The organism is uncultured Sphingobacterium sp. (assembly GCF_964277905.1).
Taxonomy (GTDB): Bacteria; Bacteroidota; Bacteroidia; order Sphingobacteriales; family Sphingobacteriaceae; genus Sphingobacterium; species Sphingobacterium siyangense.
The window spans coordinates 65388-84507 of record NZ_CAXYKD010000005.1 but is presented as its reverse complement, the minus strand read 5'-3'; the positions used below and the strand labels follow the sequence as shown (position 1 = coordinate 84507).

Annotated in this window: 16 protein-coding genes; 9 read left to right on the top strand and 7 right to left on the bottom strand. The window is 41.1% G+C overall.

All coding sequences use genetic code 11. The annotated features are described in order from the left end of the window. Positions 1-33: 33 nt before the first annotated feature. The 4 genes from ACHWSC_RS03890 (at position 34) to lipB (ending at position 5346) form a co-directional block, all read left to right on the top strand. On the top strand, positions 34-747 hold the full coding sequence (locus ACHWSC_RS03890; RefSeq protein ID WP_394675842.1) for a hypothetical protein: 714 nt from the start codon (positions 34-36) through the stop codon (positions 745-747). Positions 748-783: 36 nt separating this feature from the next. Next, positions 784-2889 (top strand): ATP-dependent DNA helicase RecG, encoded by a 2106-nt coding sequence (gene recG, locus ACHWSC_RS03885; RefSeq protein WP_394675841.1) that lies wholly within the window; start codon positions 784-786, stop codon positions 2887-2889. 510 nt (positions 2890-3399) lie between these two features. Beyond that, positions 3400-4590, top strand: coding sequence for a GTPase HflX (hflX, locus tag ACHWSC_RS03880; RefSeq protein ID WP_075994499.1), 1191 nt, complete (start codon positions 3400-3402; stop codon positions 4588-4590). A gap of 60 nt (positions 4591-4650) precedes the next feature. Next, complete coding sequence (lipB, locus tag ACHWSC_RS03875) at positions 4651-5346, top strand: lipoyl(octanoyl) transferase LipB (RefSeq protein WP_075995011.1); 696 nt, start codon at positions 4651-4653, stop codon at positions 5344-5346. A gap of 182 nt (positions 5347-5528) precedes the next feature. On the opposite strand, the gene ACHWSC_RS03870 is transcribed toward lipB, so the two are convergent. The 3 genes from ACHWSC_RS03870 to ACHWSC_RS03860 form a co-directional block, all read right to left on the bottom strand. Continuing rightward, positions 5529-6749: a hypothetical protein gene (locus ACHWSC_RS03870; protein ID WP_394675840.1), complete on the bottom strand. Its 1221-nt coding sequence runs from the start codon at positions 6747-6749 to the stop codon at positions 5529-5531. A gap of 217 nt (positions 6750-6966) precedes the next feature. Next, entirely contained in the window at positions 6967-7347 is a 381-nt protein-coding gene (locus ACHWSC_RS03865) for a hypothetical protein (protein ID WP_394675839.1), read from the bottom strand. A gap of 28 nt (positions 7348-7375) precedes the next feature. Then, positions 7376-7792 (bottom strand): hypothetical protein, encoded by a 417-nt coding sequence (locus ACHWSC_RS03860; protein WP_182982262.1) that lies wholly within the window; start codon positions 7790-7792, stop codon positions 7376-7378. A gap of 189 nt (positions 7793-7981) precedes the next feature. Between ACHWSC_RS03860 and ACHWSC_RS03855 the strand changes: the two genes are divergently transcribed. Further along, positions 7982-9253: a hypothetical protein gene (locus tag ACHWSC_RS03855; protein WP_394675838.1), complete on the top strand. Its 1272-nt coding sequence runs from the start codon at positions 7982-7984 to the stop codon at positions 9251-9253. A gap of 23 nt (positions 9254-9276) precedes the next feature. Next, positions 9277-10968, top strand: coding sequence for a HEPN domain-containing protein (locus tag ACHWSC_RS03850; protein ID WP_394675837.1), 1692 nt, complete (start codon positions 9277-9279; stop codon positions 10966-10968). Positions 10969-11008: 40 nt separating this feature from the next. Here the strand turns inward: ACHWSC_RS03850 and ACHWSC_RS03845 are convergent, their stop codons facing one another. After that, a complete protein-coding gene (locus tag ACHWSC_RS03845; protein WP_394675836.1) occupies positions 11009-12130 on the bottom strand; it encodes an ATP-binding protein in 1122 nt (373 codons plus the stop codon). 281 nt (positions 12131-12411) lie between these two features. Here ACHWSC_RS03845 and ACHWSC_RS03840 point away from each other — a divergent pair, with 281 nt between their 5' ends. Beyond that, positions 12412-12960: a hypothetical protein gene (locus ACHWSC_RS03840; RefSeq protein ID WP_394675835.1), complete on the top strand. Its 549-nt coding sequence runs from the start codon at positions 12412-12414 to the stop codon at positions 12958-12960. 19 nt (positions 12961-12979) lie between these two features. Here ACHWSC_RS03840 and ACHWSC_RS03835 read toward each other — a convergent pair whose 3' ends face one another. Together ACHWSC_RS03835 and ACHWSC_RS03830 are read right to left on the bottom strand one after the other, a co-directional pair. Then, positions 12980-13618, bottom strand: a complete 639-nt coding sequence (locus ACHWSC_RS03835) for an NAD-dependent epimerase/dehydratase family protein (RefSeq protein WP_394675834.1) — start codon at positions 13616-13618, stop codon at positions 12980-12982. A gap of 75 nt (positions 13619-13693) precedes the next feature. Beyond that, a complete protein-coding gene (locus ACHWSC_RS03830; RefSeq protein WP_394675833.1) occupies positions 13694-15271 on the bottom strand; it encodes a Na+/H+ antiporter in 1578 nt (525 codons plus the stop codon). 173 nt (positions 15272-15444) lie between these two features. On the opposite strand from ACHWSC_RS03830, the gene ACHWSC_RS03825 reads away from it, so the two are divergent. Beyond that, entirely contained in the window at positions 15445-15816 is a 372-nt protein-coding gene (locus ACHWSC_RS03825) for a hypothetical protein (protein ID WP_394675832.1), read from the top strand. Positions 15817-15818: 2 nt separating this feature from the next. Beyond that, positions 15819-17234: a PLP-dependent aminotransferase family protein gene (locus ACHWSC_RS03820; RefSeq protein ID WP_394675831.1), complete on the top strand. Its 1416-nt coding sequence runs from the start codon at positions 15819-15821 to the stop codon at positions 17232-17234. Positions 17235-17474: 240 nt separating this feature from the next. On the opposite strand, the gene ACHWSC_RS03815 is transcribed toward ACHWSC_RS03820, so the two are convergent. After that, on the bottom strand, positions 17475-19118 hold the full coding sequence (locus tag ACHWSC_RS03815; protein WP_394675830.1) for a PepSY-associated TM helix domain-containing protein: 1644 nt from the start codon (positions 19116-19118) through the stop codon (positions 17475-17477). Positions 19119-19120: the final 2 nt, after the last annotated feature.

Genomic DNA, 19120 nt, shown 5'->3' with positions numbered 1-19120 from the left:
CATAAAAATAGTAAAAACCCCAATTAACCAAACATGAAAAAAATAATCTTTATACTTCCGATTATTGGACTTATAATTTTCTTTGCCTGTTCGAAAGATAGTTCTAAATCGTACGAATATTGGAATGAGCAAGTCACTGCAAAAGCCCAGGAAATCAACAAGCTGCTTGAATCTGTTCCCTGCACAAATATTGAAGAATTTGAAATTGTACAGCGTCCATATTATACATATTACCTCGTGCATTCTTCACTGAAAAACCAATTCGAAAAATTGAATCACGAATTAGATCATCTCCAAGATGAGCTAAATAAAGCAGCCGAACGTGAAGGAAAAACGCCCTATGATGCACAACGCCTATCAATACCAGCGCCCAATCCACCTGTGGGGAAAGTCTGTTATAACGGTAAAGCTGCACTCCGTTTTGCTTACGATCTATCACTTGAAGAAATCAACGCAGAACTACCCAAAAGACTCAAGGAGCTAAAAGAGTTCTATAAAGACGTTACCTGCTCGAATCCAAACGATTGGATCAGCAGTTTTTTACGTACAGGCTGCTGTATGGAAGGAATTGCGATACACAAAACCATCCGATCAAACGAGATGATAGAAAAAATAGCGCTCTATAACCGTCTCATGGAAAGCAAACTGCGTTTGGAGAAAACAACCTGTCAAGGGGACTGTCCAAATATGGCCAGACCAGTTCAATGCAGGGATGGCAAGCCATTTGTAGAAGTATATAAATCGTAAAAATTAAATTTTTCGTAATTTAGCCATTCTAGAAGAATGGCTGAATTAAGTTTAATTACCCCCATAGAATACCTCAAAGGTGTAGGTCCACAAAAGGCAGATGTGCTCAAGAAAGAGTTGCAGGTATTTACCATTGGTGATCTACTGACGCAATATCCTTTCCGTTATATCGATCGTACGGAATTCCATAAAATTAGGAAACTCCAACCAGACATGATGGCAGCACAGGTCCTGGGCCGTCTAGTTTCTTTACAGCTCGTGGGTGAGAAAAAGACAAAACGCCTTGTCGGTTCATTCAAGGACGAAACCGGCTCTATGGAACTTGTCTGGTTTCAGTCTATCCCATGGCTCCAAAAATCACTGAAAGTAGGTTCGGCCTATATTATTTACGGCAAGCCGAGTGAATTCAATGGACAACTATCCATTACTCATCCCGAAATGGACCTGTACAACCCGCAGGTAAAACAGGTCGGCAATATGAGCTTACAGCCTGTATATTCTTCAACGGAGAAACTCAAAAAGTTCAATCTGGATACCAAAGGCATACAGCGCTTACAGCAGACGGCTTTGGAAATCGTATTCCGTAGTATTGGTGAATCGCTTCCTCAGGAAGTTCTCACTAAACATGGCCTCATTTCGCGGCAGCAGGCTTTCGCCTCCATACACTTTCCGAGCGATCAAAAGGAGCTGAACCAAGCGATTAAACGCATCAAGTTTGAAGAACTATTCTTTATACAGCTCAAGCTGCTCAACAACAAACAGCTCAATACCCAGAAGTTTAAAGGCCAGCGCTTCAATAAAGTCGGTGAAAAATTCAACACTTTCTTTAATGAGCGCCTTCCGTTCCCGTTGACAGGCGCGCAGAAGCGCGTTGTGAAGGAAATCCGTATCGATACCAATACAGGTGCTCAGATGAACCGGCTTGTGCAGGGCGATGTCGGATCCGGCAAAACAGTTGTTGCCCTCATGAGTATGCTGCTCGCTGTCGACAATGGATTTCAGGCCTGCATGATGGCACCAACAGAAATTCTGGCGACACAGCATTATCATGGACTAAAGCAGCTCGTAGGCGATGATATCGTCAATATCAAGCTACTTACAGGCTCCACAAGCACGAAGGAACGCCGCTTGATCCACCAGGCACTGGAAGATGGCAGCTTAGATATTTTAATTGGCACCCATGCCCTGATCGAGGATAAGGTGCAGTTCAAAAACCTGGGCTTTGTCGTTATTGACGAACAGCACCGCTTTGGCGTGGAACAACGGGCCAAACTCTGGCGGAAGAATATCATTCCACCGCATATGCTGGTCATGACAGCCACACCAATTCCACGGACACTAGCGATGACCATGTACGGCGACTTGGACATCTCCGTGATAGACGAATTACCTGCAGGGCGTAAACCAATCAAGACTGTTCACTTTTTTGAAAGTTCGCGTTTGCGGATGTTTGGTTTTATGCGCGAGGAGATCGCCAAAGGGAGGCAGGTCTACCTGGTATATCCCCTCATCAAGGAAAGCGAAAAACTGGATCTGATTTATCTAGAAGCAGGCCTTGAGAACTTGCAACGCGAATTTCCACTACCACAATACAAGATCAGTATCGTTCACGGCAAGATGCCCGTAAAAGATAAAGACTTTGAGATGCAACGATTTGTCAAACATGAAACGCAGATCATGGTTGCCACCACCGTTATCGAGGTCGGAGTTAATGTTCCCAATGCATCGGTCATGGTCATTGAAAATTCCGAACGTTTTGGATTATCCCAGCTGCACCAATTGCGTGGCCGCGTAGGCCGTGGTGCCGAACAGTCTTTCTGTATCCTGATGTCGGGCAATAAGCTGAGCAAAGAAGGACGATTAAGGCTGGATACAATGGTGGGTACCAATGACGGGTTTGAGATTGCGGAAGTCGACCTACAGCTACGTGGTCCAGGCGACATATCAGGCACCCAACAGTCGGGTGTACTTGACCTCAAGATGGCGAACCTAGCGACGGATCAGGCATTGCTTACCGAATGCCGTAACACCGTCATTGCTATCTTCAAAGAAGACCCAACACTACAAAGTGAAAAGAATCATTTGCTGCGAAGCTTTCTGGCAAGAAAATCCGATGGCATTGCCTGGGATAAGATTTCTTAACCGCATGTCATTTTCGCGACAAAAAACGGGGCCAGCAAATAAATCGATAACGTGTTTAAGTGAATAAACAGAGCGCATTGGAATCTAAAGGCCGCTCCTTGACATAAATAGGATACGAATTGTTGTTAATTAGCTTTTGAAGACAATTTATCTTTTTTGTATATAAAACCAAATTTATTTACTTTTGCATCATTATGAACATGATATAGAAAAATATCCCTTCTTTTACTAGGCAAAAGATGGCGACCGAACGCTTACATATTTTGAGTTGCCCTGGTAAGCAAATCACAGGAAATTTATTGGTTAATGGAGAATTATGTCATAATCGGCATCAGTCTTGTGTGGTGTACAAACGCATAAATTCTTAAATTTACCTTTTCAAACAAAAACCGGGCTTGCGAGCTCATTGAAAATAATTAAAAAGTGAACGTATAACAAGAGGTAGGCAATAGCATACAGTGTAAAGCTTAATGACCTGCCGACTTCACTTGAAAGACTTAATAGTACAAAATGGCCAGATTTAAAATACACGATACAGCTATAAAACCCGAAACAGCCGTCTTGGTGAGTGTCATCACGCCAAGTGTGACGGAGACAAAAGCAAAGGAATACTTGGAGGAACTTGAATTTCTTGTGCAGACTGCCGGTGGCGAGACCAAAGGTATGTTTACACAGAAACTGGGCTTCCCAGATCGCGCTACATTTGTCGGTAGCGGAAAGCTGGAAGAAATAAAAGCATACGTCGAAGCCGAGGAAATCGACATCGTTGTTTTCGACGATGAGCTTTCACCTTCGCAGTTGCGTAATATTGAAAAAGAACTGAAACGCAAGATATTGGACCGCTCCAATCTCATCCTGGACATCTTTGCCCGACACGCCAAAACAGCACAGGCGAAGACACAGGTAGAATTGGCACAGCTGCAATACCTTTTACCTCGTTTGACCCGTATGTGGACCCACTTGGAACGTCAGCGCGGGGGTATTGGTATGCGTGGTCCGGGGGAGTCACAGATCGAGACCGATAGACGGATCATCCTGGACAAAATTTCCTTGTTCAAAGAACGCCTAAAAGCAATCGACAAGCAAAACGAGACACAACGAAAAAACCGTGGTGAGATGATCCGTGTAGCTTTGGTAGGTTATACCAATGTCGGAAAATCGACGATCATGAATATGATCTCCAAGTCTGATGTATTGATCGAGAATAAACTTTTCGCAACATTAGATACGACAGTACGTAAAGTTGTTATCGACAACCTTCCTTTTTTGCTTTCAGATACCGTTGGTTTTATCCGCAAACTACCGCATCACTTGGTGGAATGTTTCAAATCCACATTGGATGAAGTTCGGGAAGCCGATGTCCTGATTCACGTAGTCGACATCTCGCATCCGAATTTTGAAGATCATATCCAGGCGGTAAACGAAACATTGAAGGATCTTAAAGCGCTGGACAAACCAGTGATTACGGTGTTCAACAAAATTGACCTTTATAAACCGGCCGTCGAAGAAGGACACGATGGCGAGGAGATTGAGGTCACATTGGATGATTTCCGTAATTCCTGGATGGCAAAAAATTCAGATCCCGCAATCTTTCTGTCAGCAACAAATAAAACGAATATCGAAGAGTTCAAACAAAAACTTTACGATATCATTGTGAAGATGCACAATGAGCGTTACCCATACAATAACTTATTGTATTAATTTTGAGAAACAATGCTGTGAATGGTCTTAATGTCCATTCACAGCTTAAAAAAATACAAAATGAACAAAGAGGTGCAGTTTCAAGATTGGGGTCTTGTCGATTATCAGGAAGCCTGGGACAGACAAGAATCCATCTTTAAGGGCGTATTGGACATTAAGCACGACAATAGGGTCAACGCGACAGCAACCAGTACCCCGAATTACTTGATCTTTACAGCACATCCCCATGTTTATACCTTGGGGAAAAGCGGGCACGAAGAATACTTGCTGTTAGATGAAAAAGGGCTCGAAGAGAAAGAGGCCAAATTCTACAAGATCAACCGGGGTGGTGACATTACCTATCACGGTCCGGGACAGATTGTTGGTTACCCGATCCTGGATCTCGACAACTTCTTTACCGATATACATCTTTATCTGCGTACACTGGAAGAAGCGATCATACTGACCTGTGCTGATTTCGGTATCGAAGCTGGGAGATATCCCGGGTTTACCGGTGTATGGATAGAGCCCGATAAACCGACGGCACGCAAAATCTGTGCGATGGGGGTTCGCGCTTCACGCTGGGTGACCATGCATGGTTTTGCATTCAATGTCAACACAGACCTTGACTATTTTGGCAACATCATTCCTTGCGGTATAGACGATAAGGATGTAACGTCTTTAAAGCGGGAACTTGGCAAAGAAGTCGATATGGAAGACGTGAAAGAAAAATTGAAAGGACATATTGCAAAACTCTTTGAAATGCAAGTAGTCTAATTTAAGAATTCAATAACATCCAAAGGCCCTTTGAAAGCGGAGTTTTAATTCCCCTTCAAAGGGCCTTATTTTTTGAACATCCCTGTTCCTACTCGTTAATAAAATCCTTACTCACATCACAAACGAAAGATATTTTCAAACGCTTGGAAATCTATATATGAACCCGACACAATTTCGGAGTATTAACAATAATACATGCACTCATAGCCGGCCAGTTTTCCATCAACAAATCTGAAAATAAATAACCCGGCATCGCCATTTTGAATATAGTACGTATGTGGCGTTGAAATCCAATCTGCCGAAAGCAGTTCACCAAAGTGGTTTACAAAGTCTTTTTCTGCGTAATTGGCATCCATTCGCTCGTTGCCCATGACAATGGTTTCGCCATCACTAAAAAACAGCTTATATATCGCACCGACCACTTTCCCCTTATAGTTTTCTTCGAAGGCAACGATCATATTCGGTGTTTTATAGTAATACCGCGGCTCCCAACCACATTCGGGCATGTCGGGGATTTCGGAAACCCGTTGCAAAGCGAGTTGCTTCATCTGCCCATCCGTAATCTTGCCATCAGATAACGACACTCCTTTCCATTCAAAATGGAAGTTCAACGCTTTCAGTTTCTTTGCATAGACTTCGGACTGGAGCTCATTTTGGAATTTATTGGCCAAGAGTAATTCAAAGTCTATATCAACTTTGGGATCTACTATTCCCGCTTGAGCATAAGATTCCTTCCAATAAGTAAGGGCCTGTTTTAACTTGGGATACTTGGTCCACCCGATCTCACGCAGGCGGCCAACTGCTGCAAGCTCTTTGTCCTGGTCCTTTCCTTTTACGGCCAGATATTCTTTTAGCACCTTGTCATACGTTAGTTCAGACCCCAAAAATTTCATCTGAATATACTCCGGACTTTCATGAAAATGGTCTCCAATGTAGACCCATCCATCTGTGTAGAGCGGCACATAATCGATACAGACCATTTCATTGAGCCCTGCCCTACGCACAGCGGTACTTGTCGTATTAGGAGCCTTACGCACGCGCAATTGCGACACCTGCACATAGAAATGTGGGCATTGGGCATCTGTTGTTCCACGGTAGAAATATTGTTTTGGCTCGCCGGCAGATCTTTTTCCGAACATTGCACTTTTGAGGGGCTGACGGTCAATATAGCCGATATCCCCATTACTCACCTGCACCTTATACTGTGTATTGGTGGAATCTAGCAGGTAGACAGGTGCCTCGGTCGGGAAAACCCCCAAGAGGTCTTTACTGTTTCCTGCTTCACGGTAAAGGTGCCCCCATGTTGAGGTATACATTGGCCGTTGACCCGCTGGCTGTGCCACTGCCTGATGCACAAAACAAGCTAAAAGCAGACAGCATATAACAAATACTTTTTCCGACATAAAATTAATTCTTTGAATACATGACTAGTGGCCGCTCCATTGCGATCAACAGCAGGGAACGAGACATCTATAAATGCAACAGAAACTTTTCCTGGCTGCCGGCCAAGCACGCACCGTTGCAATAACGAAATTAAAACAAAAAGGAGGCCAATGAAATCACCGGAATCAGGTATTTTTTTGGGAGGAAATTATTTGGTTTCTAAACTACACGATGTGGCTATTTGCGCTGCAATAAACTCACCTGTCCTTCCAATGACTGGATTGTTTTTTCCTGTGCCTTGACCGTTTGCTCTAAGGCATTGACCAGCTGCTTATAAATTCCGAGGCCTTCGGCTGTGGCTGGAGCAGTTTCGGCAGGTGGACCACTTACTACATTCCTCTCATCCTTCCGCATCATAGCCCCTTCACCCATGAGTAACCAGGCTGGACTAATATCGGGATGCTTGGACAATATAGCAACCATGGCATCCGAACTGAGTGCAGTATTTTTCTGCCCTCCCTTAAAGTTTGCATAGGAAAGTTGCACCTCTTTGAAGAATTCGGTTTTGCTGATCCCTTTGGTTTCAGCAATAAGCAGCACACGTTCCTTTACATTCACCGATATCCTTTTTTTAAATACAGACTGTTTATTTATTTCTTAACGACTTTATTTCCTGCTCTTGAATCGACAATAATCGCTCCAACGAAATAATTGTCTTCTCTTGAGACTTAATAGTGATGTTTTGTGACGATATAACCTGTTTTAAGGAATTGACAACGGCATTAGTAACGCCTTCAATTTCATTTGTCAGATAGCCTTCCTGTTCCTCTTCCTGAGCAAGAACAGGCTTTAGCATCTCGCCTTCGCCTTTTAACAACCATTCGGAAGAATATGCTGGATATTTTTCAACAATACTAACTAACCATTTCGCCTGTACATCTGTATTGTTGGTTAAGGCACGTGTAAATACGCCTCTACTGGCTCCAACGGCAGTTTCAAAGGCTGTTACGCTCAGTCCTTCTCTATCTGCAATAACTTTAATTCTCGTTAAAAAAGAACTCATAATCAATAATTATCAATATAAAATTTGTTTAATCGAAAATTAGTGTTTAAATTAGCTTAACTATTGATAATTATAAACACAACATTAACCAAAAAACTTACAAATGAAACCGATAAGGCTTTGGATCAGGTGCACGGATCGTTATTAGCCCTACGCAGCAGTTTCATCAACTTTAAAACATATAATCTGATGAAAAATACGCAAAAGAAACTAAAAGCGAAACATTTTCGCTATTTAACCCAAGAATACATCGACGATCCGATGAAGTATCTTATAGAGTTTTTTGAAAGCGAAACATCCATACCTGACTGGTTAGCAGACCTAAATATGCTAATCAACGCGGCGTCAAACGCAAAGATGAACCCACCATGTTCCTCTATCGGATATCTTACCAAAAAATTAATTGAACAGGTAGAATTGGCATATGTCATTTTTAGGAAATGTAAACTAAAAACAATAGAACAACCGCTGAAGTTCAACAAAGGCGTTTCAGACCACTGGAGTCAGCTATTAGCAACAGGCTCATCGGCACGTAATATTGATACTGCAGCAGACAGCATTAGCCGTTTTTTTTCTTATGAGTCTTTACAACAATGGTACGACATTCTTGATGAATTATGGATAAGTTTAGGAGACAGAGATAATGGCTTTTTAGGTAATAACGGTCATGAAATACTTGCTGTAAAAGAATTCTTACTGCGTCTAGCGGCTTCTCTCGGAAAGATCTATGAAAATAAAATACTTCCAGACTATGTTAAAGAAAATCAAGAAGACATTGCAAATGAGCAGTGCCAAGCCCAGCAATCTTTGGACGAAACAGAAGACGAAATACTTAACCCAAAAAAAAGTATCATATTGCCCGAATGGCTTGCTTCCCAACCTTATTCCATCTCAGCATTAAAAGATTTCTTTGATAGAGACGATCTAAATGGCTGGCGAGAAGACATCCGATATTGGTACCAAACGGTCATCGACGAAAAAGAATTCTGGTCTGCTGATCATGAAAACAGTAAATTTTCTGGCGCGAATTTACTCTTTAACTATGCCTGCCTTTACGCCTTATTGGAAATGTTATCCAATACATCTAAGGAATCCCCTATCCTTCCAATCAGAATAGACAATTCATCTTCGATATTGCCCGAATGCCAATCAATTTTGATTAGGCATGCAAAAGAGGAGATTATACTTTATTATGTATCGAATGAAGAACTAGACCATCCTTTGTCAGCACTATTGGCAACAGTTAAAACATACGATCAACAAGAATGGAATGAAATCTTATATGAATGGATCAACTATGGCCTCGCCAAAAACCGATATACCGGCGCCTATTCAGATTACAGTACACGAATTTACCAGACTATGATCAAAATAATAGAACTCGCCTATTTAACAGCTTTTTCTGAAGAGATAGAATCTCTAAATCAAAAACAAACAGTTCTTCTAGAAACAGAAATATAAAGCCCATTTATTCAATCCATATTATGAACACCGATATTAACCCCATTATCGAGGCAATCCTTCGTGCCGTTGCTGTCGATGAAATCTACCATTGGACTTTTGACCACGATGGTAAAAAGTATCAGATGCTACAGATCAATCTTACGTCAAATGCCGGAATTCGATTTTCAGATGCAAACAGTCTGATAAACAAAACCGTTGGTTCCTATCCCAATGTATATATCAATGTGAACTTCACGCATGAAATACAACAAAAAATGGATCAAGGTTTAGGCCGGGCCTATCTTATTTGCCAACCTGAAAACCGCATTTATCAGAATCCTGTGCAAGATATACCCCTTGTCTTACCAAATAATAAAAGTGATGAAGTCATTGAAAAAACACGGACATATATCGATAAGGAAAAGGGCAAGATTCGATCTTTTATAGATGGCTACAATTTCTATTTCGAGCATAAAAATTATGCACATGCAGCATTCATGCTACACCAAGCTTTAGAACTTGCATTTCGAACAGCAGAAAATATCCTCGTCGTTGAGGATAAAAAGTCTCATTCGCTAAAAAACCATATAAACTATCTTAAAGCTTTCGACGATCGCCTCGGCACATTAGCAGATAACATGGAAAACAAACAAGCTTTGGAGAAAATCAACAAGGCTTACATTGACTATCGATATCACTTTGACTATTTTATCGATGAAGCTGTATTAGAAACAGCCTATCAAATTGCTATCAATACATTAAACTGGATCTACGATTATTCCAATCTTTTGTTCGAAGAAATTAAGTCAAAACTTAACCCAGTTCCAGCTGCTAACAACGAAGTAGAAAATTGCAAAAATAACAATGAAATATACAAACAAAACTATTGTAACGCCAATTATCGAGACCTTATTCTTAACGCAATAGAATCTTATTGTATTCCGGCCCTGGTGGCTTGCTTTGGCTATGACTCCGATCATCACAAATACCATAATGCGCTCCAAAGAACCAAAAATGACCGCATTACGCATGCCTACTATATTTTTGTCGCTTATGATACTTTAAACGCCGAGATCAATAATCTAACGCAGCTCATTACGGATTTGCTCCCCAACAATGTAACGCTTACGCTAGCCCTTGAAAACGCCACCGCTTTCAGCAAACAGCTCTCAAAGGGTCATCCCTTTTTTCTTTCGCTCCTGAAAGCCGGTGACATCTGGCTTCAGAATCCATCAATTGCAAATATCGATCTGGAAAGCATCGTAGCCCCACAGCTTAATCTGGATTATGTACATCAACAATGGAAGACGCGCTATAATAATGCGCGCACATTATATTTACCCTACGAGGAAGACTGGTCGTCAATAAGCATCGAGGCCTCATATTATATGCTATCGCAAGCGTTGGAGCAGGCTTGTCTCGGGGTAATCAATTCCGTCATCCAATACAAACCGCAACGTGTCAACCTGACTTTTCTGATGACACTCTGCAAATTAATAGTCCCTGATGCCTACGCAACATTTTGCCTAGATCATGAGGATCATCTTCAAGCCTTTAAAAACATTACGGAAGCACAACAGCAATTTAGGTACAATGCAAATTACCAAGCGAATCCGCTAACCATCCTAAGATTGCAGGAACTCACCAAAACGTTTATCGAAAAATGTAACAATGAGATGGAAATCTATTTTGAGAAGATTTCCAGCCAACAGCTGCTCGAAAAAATTGAATAAAAGAGATTAAAACAGAAGCCTGAGCACCATGATTCAAATGCTATTCAAGACCAATAAACGCTCTAAAATTATCCTTTGAGATTACCTGAACATCTGCACTATAGGCTTCTACAAAATTTGATGGTATTTTTGCTTTCGCCTTAGGATTCCATTTAAATTCGTAGCCAGTTATTTTACCATTCGCTTCTTCTACGTAATCAATTTCTTGCTGCTGTTTTGTTCGCCAAAAGTACTTATTAACAAAATGCCGGCTATAACTGTTATTTTTTAAGCGTTCTGAAATCAAAAAGTTCTCCCAAAGGGCACCCACATCATCTCTTAATTCAATTGGATTAAAGTTTTGTATCACAGCATTGCGGATTCCGTTGTCATAAAAATATATCTTTCGATTTGTCTTTATTTCATTACGCAGGTTTCGGCTAAAGGATGTCAGGGGAAATATAATGTAAGAAATTTCCAAGAGATGGATATAATTAGACACGGTATTTTTATCAACTCCTGTCAGCTGGGCAATTTCATTATAACTAACTTCAGATCCGATTTGAAAAGCCAAAGCTTGAAGGATTTTTTCGAGAACTTCTGGCTTTTTTATATTCGCCAAGGCTAAAATATCCCGATATAAATAACTTTGAGAAATCTCATTGAGGACTTCCCGCTCTTCACCGCGGCTAGTTATCGATTCTGGGTAAAATCCATAAACCAATCTAGTTTCCAAATCGCCTGCAGCATTAAGAAAACCAGTATTATTCTCATATTCGGCATAGGAAATAGGAAATAGATTGAACTCTCTCTTACGTCCTGTCAATGGTTCATGTGTATGCGTTTTCAGCTCAAGAGCCGAGGATCCGCTTAGAATAAGCTGCACATCTTTAAATTGATCGTGTATAATTTTTGCCGTTAAACCAATATTTTCGATGCGCTGTGCTTCATCAATAAATACCACTTTAGCTTGACCAATAATTGTTTCAATCTCTTTTGTATTAGGGTTATTTAGATAAGTCCTTATCAAGGGATCATCTCCATCCAAAAACAAATAATCGCCACCAGAGAGTATCTCTTTGATCAGTGTAGTTTTACCTACTTGCCGCGGACCAATTAATAGGATAGTTTTTCCTTTAAAAAGTGTTTGCTCCAAATTATTTTTGATTAATCGCTGTATCATAACCCATTTTATATTCACCAAAAGTAATGCTTTTTAGTGAGTATATTCACCAAAAAGCATTACTTTTGGTGAATATCAATTTTATAAAATTTTTTTATAAAATCTAATATTGCTTTAAATGTGATTGAATCCGCAAAAATCCATCAGTTGAAACCTTTAAGAATTCCCCAAAACGTTTATCGAAAAATGTAACGAAGAGATGGAAATCTATTTTGAGAAAATTTCCAGCCAACAGCTGCTCGAAAAAATTGAATAATCCAAAAAATTGATATTTTTATCTTATGAAAGAACTGAAACTAACACTTTCCGAACAAGATCAATTGGAAGCCATACTTTTTAGCATGTCCAAATCTCCACAGATCATCAATGCCCGTAAGAATGCCCGCTTACTTTTCTTGTTGCTGATGCTGATCCTCGCTGTTCCCTTCTTTTATTATGAAAAATTTCTGGCAATTCTAATTATCCTTGTCGGCCTACTCGCGTTCCTGTTTTTTCAAAAATACCTGGGAATATACTATAAGAGATACGGCACCAGATATGTCAGGAGCAAAGAGTTCAAAAACCGCATCGGCCTTGTCCATACCATCACTTTTGAAGATGGTTGTCTGGAAATCAAAAGTGATCAAATGGAAGCTAAATATCAATTCACCCAATTTGAATATATAACGGAAACGTCCTCGGCATTTTTTATAAAATTAAAAATGGCTGACCAATTATTTTTTCCAAAAAATCAACTATCAGATATCGCTGAATTCAACGTTTTCCTGCAGCAACTTTGTCAGCGCCTTCAAATAGACTATCGGGAAGAACTAAACTGGAAATGGGCATAGCCATAACATCCCGAACGGTTTAAGCCAAAGCGCGAATATCTTTAATCTCCAATATATTCTTCACACCATCTCTTTCCACAGCATGTATCATCGCCCTTCCGACCTCATGCAAGGATAGTACTGCCGAAGGGGCAAAAAACTTGATGATTTTGGCCACAAAAGCAAAGGGATTGGCATGCTTTTGCCCTGCAACAGTCGTCATTGCCCCCGGTCTAAAGTTATACTCCTTTTTGAACGGTAATTTGGCCAGATCATTTTCTGTCTTACCCTTAACCCTAGCCCACATCACCTTGCCTTGCTCCGTGCTATCGGTGCTTCCTCCGGACACATAAATAAAACTGATCTCCGGATTAATTTCCAGCAGGGACTTTGCAAAAGCCAGTGTCGTATCATAAGTAATATAACGGTACTTGTCTTCTTTCATTCCCACAGAACTCACGCCAGCACAGTAAAAACAGGCATCATACCCTGCAATGGCATCTCTAAATAGGGAAAGTTTAGTAAAGTCTTCGACCAAAAGTTCCTTCAATTTAGGATGTTGAATAGCCGCGGTACGACGCGAAATGCTCAGCACAGCTGTTACCTTTTCGTTTTGGAGGCATTCCAGTAAAACGCCTTCGCCAACCATTCCGGTGGCTCCTGTTATGATTACTTTCATATTTTATCGTGGCTCCTTTGGAGCCTTTTGTTATACAAGTATTATTCTCGTCGGTCGCTTTACACAATTACATGGTTAGATCCGCCGCAATCGCTCTTCTTCCAAGTCGAGTTGATATAACTGCGAACGAACAATCCCCTCATCAATGGTCGACTCACAGTTTAGCTTCTGAAGATACTCCCGTTGCACATCCAAAAGCTCCATAAATATCACTTTCGTTTTTTCGTTCATCCAGGAATCATCCGCCGCATTCACCTTTTCCTCCCAATGTTTCAAAATACGGTCCATAACATCGCGATTATGCAGCTCTTTCTCATGTTTATCTTTTAGAAATTGGTAAACATGATGTTTTAAACCTTGTTTCATGCGAGTACGAACCAGCTCCTCGGGCTCTTCTTCAAAAGTTTCAAATAGCCTGGTCCTTTTGATCAAGTAGGGCAAGGTAAGTCCTTGTATCAAGAGCGTGGATAAGATCACCACAAAGGTGATAAATAAGATCAGGTTTCGCTGCGGAACAGCCATACCGTTCATAACAACAGGAATAGATAATGCTGCTGCCAGTGATACAACCCCGCGCATGCCGGTCCAGCCCAACAAAAGGGGCATTAGAAAACGCTGTTTAGGGGACCGTGACCTTGGCGCGACAGCAGGACGGAAAATTAGGGTAGCAATCATTGCCGCATATGAGCTGATGATACGGGCAAGAATCAATACTGCCGTTACCAAAAGACCGTACCCGATAGCTTCCCGCAGTGAAGTTCCATTGGATCGCAGACCATCAACAATCTCCGGAAGATCCAATCCAATAATAAAAAATACAATACCATTTAAGATAAATACAAAGCTCTCCCAGACACTCAGACCACGTACCCGACTCGTACTATTGAGAAATGTCAACCGCTGACCGGACATCAAAAGACCTCCAGCAACAACAGCCAACACACCTGAACTATGGAATTGCTCCGCAATCCAATACATAAAGTAGGGTTCAATCAAGGTAAGTGCAATGTCCGACGGTGCATCTGTAGGTAGACGTTTGTGTGCCTGAATAAAGAACCAACCCAATAATAAGCCAATACCCACACCACCGACAAGCATCCAGATAAAGGATACCGCAGCTCGTCCCCATATAAATTGCCCCGTCCCAACGGCAATAAGGGCAAAACGTACAATGATCAAGGAAGAAGCATCATTTAATAGGCTTTCGCCTTCCAAGATAGCAGAAGTGGCTTTGGGAACTTTTACAAATTTCATAATTGCCCCTGTACTGACAGCATCCGGCGGTGATACAATGCCTCCCAACAGAAAACCCAGTGCTAGTGTAAACCCCGGTATATAATAATTGGCAACCACCGCAACGGAAAGTGCGGTAAAGAATACAACCAAGAAGGCAAAACTCCCTATAATACGCCACCATTTCTTCATCTCCTTAAACGAAATAGACCAAGAGGCCTCGCAGAGCAGTGGTGGTAGAAAAATGAGGAAGATGACATCCGGATCAATTGTCACTACGGGCAAAGTGGGAATAAAACTGATCAATAGCCCCGCCAGAACCAAGAGAATGGGATAGGCTATCCGTAGTCTGGTGGCCCACATTTCGATCAATACGATGATCGCGATCATCGCGATAAATAAAGGAAACAAGCTATGCATACGAGTTCATAATTTATGGATCCAGAGATATCCTTTTCCTAGTGTAAAGATCTCAAATGGAAATTAAAAAAACTCATGGTCATCTTATTTTTTTCTGTACCCTTATTTTAACAGCACTCTGTACCTAAACAGCATCCTGTACCCTTCTTAAATTAGCAAAAAGATTTATTCTTATGGCGACAACTGCAAATCAACCGTATCTGATCAGACAAGTGGATCTTTCTGATTTAGCACTTATCAAAGAAATACTCAACAAAAAACAACTGGATTCAGACTCCATAGGCATGCCTTTTATGGCACTCGATCAATGTAATCAATTAACAGCTTTTTCGTCCGTAACGATCTGCAAAAAAAATCTGTTATCGATCGAAATTACTTATGAAGCGCCTATTTCAGACACGCTCTTCAAAGTATTCAGGGACAAAGCACAATCCTTCTTCGAGCACCAGTTGATTGATCTATTTGGTTCGGAAGAATTGCTCAGAAAAGGAATCCATCGATATAACAACTGGTTAAATCAAAACAGAAACAGTAAATTAGCATAAGCATGGAGCAGCAACTGTTATATAAGAAAATAGCCAATATTGTTGAAAGCCAGATCAAAAATGGCTCTTTGGTCTATGGAGATCGTTTGCCCTCTGTCCGGAGCGCTCAGAAGCTATACAATGTAAGTTTAAATACAGCAAAAAGCGCTTATATGGAATTAGAGAGTAGATCTCTCATTGAGTCACGACCAAAATCAGGCTATTTCGTTAGCAGGTCGGGGCTTCGTCGGATGGCTATTCCGTCTATTTCCACGTTTAAAATCGACGAAAAGAAACAAGATCCTGCAGCATTGATCGATAAAGTTTTTCACTCCCTGGAAGACAAGGAAATTACACGCTTTTCACTGGGTTTACCCAGTGCATCATTACTTCCGATTCAGAAACTCAATCGATGCATTATAGATTCGGTTCATGAACTGCATGATTACGGTGATCAATACGGACAGGTACAGGGGAGTCCAAGCTTGCGGAAAGAAATTGCCAAATGGTCATTGGTACTTGAAGGAAAAATAAGTGATGAGGATCTTATTATCACCTCGGGAGCGATGAATGCAATCTACAGCTGCCTTCGGGCTGTCACTAAGCCCGGCGACACCATCGCGGTGGAAAGCCCCCTTTATTTTGGTTTTATTCAGGCCTTTCAACTACTGGGGCTTAAAACTATCGAGATTCCGACCCACCCTATTACGGGAATTGAATTAGATGCCCTGAAAAAAGTTATTCATAAAATTGATGTCTGTTGCTTTGTTACCAACTTTAGCAATCCACTGGGCGCGCTCATGCCCGATGAGCATAAAAAGGAACTGGTCAAACTGCTCGCACACCACCATATTCCATTGATTGAAGACGACCTGTATGGAAACATCTATTTCGGTTCGTCACGGCCCAAGCCATGCAAATATTTTGATGAAGAGGGACTGGTGATGTGGTGTGGATCATTTACCAAAGTATTGGCGCCAAGTTTTCGGCTCGGATGGGTTGAGCCCGGGCAATACAAGGATAAAATCCTAAAACAAAAACTCATACAGACGATTTCGCAGCCTGCAATTTATCAAGAGGCGGTTTCCAAATTCTTACAGATCGGCAGGTACGACCATCACCTCAATAGCTTCAGAAAAAAACTGTACAGCAATTATATCAATTTCAGAAACAGCATTGAGGCCCATTTTCCAGAAAACACAAAAATGTCACAGCCTGAGGGTGGGTTTGTACTTTGGCTAGAGATGGACCCTAAAATAGACTCGACCCTGCTCTACGATTATGCCCTTAGGCAAAAGTTGAGTTTTGCTCCAGGAAGGATGTTTACGCAGCATGATCAGTTTAAGAACTGTATTCGGCTCAACTATGCCGTGGACTGGAACGAAAAGACTGCACAGGATCTGATGCGCCTTGGGCGATTTTTCAAAGCTGTACGCTAAGAAAGCCATACTCCAAGTAAATCAATCCCAGTCTATTTCATCAACATCATCGGCCTGAACGAAAGGAGGAATATCATTGGGACCTTCTTTGGAAAAATTACCACTTTTCCATCAAAGATCAACATGGCATCAAAGATTTTTCCTAAGCCTTACCCTATAAACGTTCCAAGGGCACCTTGTGGGCGCCCTTGGAATTAAGAAACGAAGTATACTTACTTCGCAGAGAGAAAAGAATCTTTGTTAACGAATAGTCTCAAAGAATTTTTTAGTCTTGTTAAACGCGATTACACCAATAATACCGATCATAAGCCATAGAAAGTCGACGACAAAAATATCCCGCTGTCCATTGCGAAATGTATCCCAAATCCAATTACCAGTTATAAATCCATTGACAAGCGGAATAAAAAATGCCAATATGCTTCCAACCAGCAATGTCTCACGATTGGTTCTTCGGATGCTTCTCCTGATAATATAATACAGTGAAAATACGAGCCAACTATAGAAATACACACGGTAAATAAAATCCTGATTAACCTCTGGGCTCAATTTAATGGCAATAAAAGTCAATGCTGTGACAGGCAGCATCGTCAGACATATTGCCGTGAAGATATTGGCCGCCCAGAAATTGAATTTTCGCTTTCGTGGAATTACGTTGTTTTTGTCACGTGCTACCAGCCAGATTAATATACCAGAGATAATGACCAAACAGCCCATAACCCCTAAAATAAAGTATACCATCTTAAGCGGATAACCGCCATAATCACCATAATGCAGGCGATATAAAAGGCTGCGGACACCATCGGCATAAGTAGCATCACTGATCGGGGATTTTTCGGCCACAATTTTATTGTCGATAGCTCTCACAGACAATATACCGGATCCAGCAAAGCTCTTATTAAACTGCGGATCCAGCTCCATGACAACATGCATATTGGAATCTGCATAGTTTTTGATCGTAATGCGCTGAAAATCGGATTCAGGCCATTTATATTTTGCCAGATCCAAAAATGGAGCAATCTTAATGTCTGCTTTTAAAGGTTTGTAGGTATAAGGAAAATCGGTCTCGACACTAACCCCCATCTCTTGATACATTTTTTGTTGATCACCATCATACAACAACTTGCTCAGCGGCAAAGCCAGGACAGAATTAATGATCAAAAACGTACCTGTTACCGCAAAGATAAATTGAAACGGAAAACCGATAACACCCAATGCCGTATGCATATCGGTCCATACCGTTTTCCATTTACTAAAGGGTCTGAACACGAAGAAATTTGAGACGATTTTGTCCCAATGCAACAATAATCCTGTAATAAGAGCAAATAGGAAAATAAAAGCGGTAATTCCAGCAATAAGATAACCAAAGGGGGCTATACCTACGCGAATTGGCACCTGATTAAGCTGAGCCATGAAGTGCAAGCGGAACAGAAATTCGCCCATATCGTAATTCTGCGTATAGTCACCTGACTTCTTATTTGCAAAATTATAGGTAAAGTTCTTTGAATCATCATCTCCACCTCTTCTGCGACCCTTCTGTTTTGCTGCTTTCTGTTCTGGCGTTACCTTTGCTAGATTTTCTTTGTTGAGGATACTATCGTTAGATGCGCTCAAGCCTACATAAGCTGAGGTCCCTTCCCGGTGCATATAAAACGTGATATCGCGTCCATGCAAATTTGTTTGTCCTTTGAGCGAATCGAGCAAACGATCAAAGTTTTGGTGATCTTCGCGATAGGTCTTATAGGACGTATTATTCTGCCAGGCAGCAATTTCATTCCTAAAAAATGCAAATGATCCCGCAAAAAATATCACATACAGGATAGCGCAAATGATAATGCCACTAATGGTATGCGTATTGAAATAGATATTATAATTTCGGTTATTCATGG

Coding starts and splice junctions, on each gene's coding strand:
- lipB (WP_075995011.1), top strand. CDS start 4,651: ATGAACAAAGAGGTGCAGTTTCAAGATTGGGGTCTTGTCGATTATCAG.
- recG (WP_394675841.1), top strand. CDS start 784: ATGGCTGAATTAAGTTTAATTACCCCCATAGAATACCTCAAAGGTGTA.
- ACHWSC_RS03835 (WP_394675834.1), bottom strand. CDS start 13,618: ATGAAAGTAATCATAACAGGAGCCACCGGAATGGTTGGCGAAGGCGTT.
- ACHWSC_RS03845 (WP_394675836.1), bottom strand. CDS start 12,130: ATGATACAGCGATTAATCAAAAATAATTTGGAGCAAACACTTTTTAAA.
- ACHWSC_RS03830 (WP_394675833.1), bottom strand. CDS start 15,271: ATGCATAGCTTGTTTCCTTTATTTATCGCGATGATCGCGATCATCGTA.
- ACHWSC_RS03840 (WP_394675835.1), top strand. CDS start 12,412: ATGAAAGAACTGAAACTAACACTTTCCGAACAAGATCAATTGGAAGCC.
- ACHWSC_RS03850 (WP_394675837.1), top strand. CDS start 9,277: ATGAACACCGATATTAACCCCATTATCGAGGCAATCCTTCGTGCCGTT.
- ACHWSC_RS03855 (WP_394675838.1), top strand. CDS start 7,982: ATGAAAAATACGCAAAAGAAACTAAAAGCGAAACATTTTCGCTATTTA.
- ACHWSC_RS03825 (WP_394675832.1), top strand. CDS start 15,445: ATGGCGACAACTGCAAATCAACCGTATCTGATCAGACAAGTGGATCTT.
- ACHWSC_RS03860 (WP_182982262.1), bottom strand. CDS start 7,792: ATGAGTTCTTTTTTAACGAGAATTAAAGTTATTGCAGATAGAGAAGGA.
- ACHWSC_RS03890 (WP_394675842.1), top strand. CDS start 34: ATGAAAAAAATAATCTTTATACTTCCGATTATTGGACTTATAATTTTC.
- ACHWSC_RS03815 (WP_394675830.1), bottom strand. CDS start 19,118: ATGAATAACCGAAATTATAATATCTATTTCAATACGCATACCATTAGT.
- ACHWSC_RS03870 (WP_394675840.1), bottom strand. CDS start 6,749: ATGTCGGAAAAAGTATTTGTTATATGCTGTCTGCTTTTAGCTTGTTTT.
- ACHWSC_RS03820 (WP_394675831.1), top strand. CDS start 15,819: ATGGAGCAGCAACTGTTATATAAGAAAATAGCCAATATTGTTGAAAGC.
- hflX (WP_075994499.1), top strand. CDS start 3,400: ATGGCCAGATTTAAAATACACGATACAGCTATAAAACCCGAAACAGCC.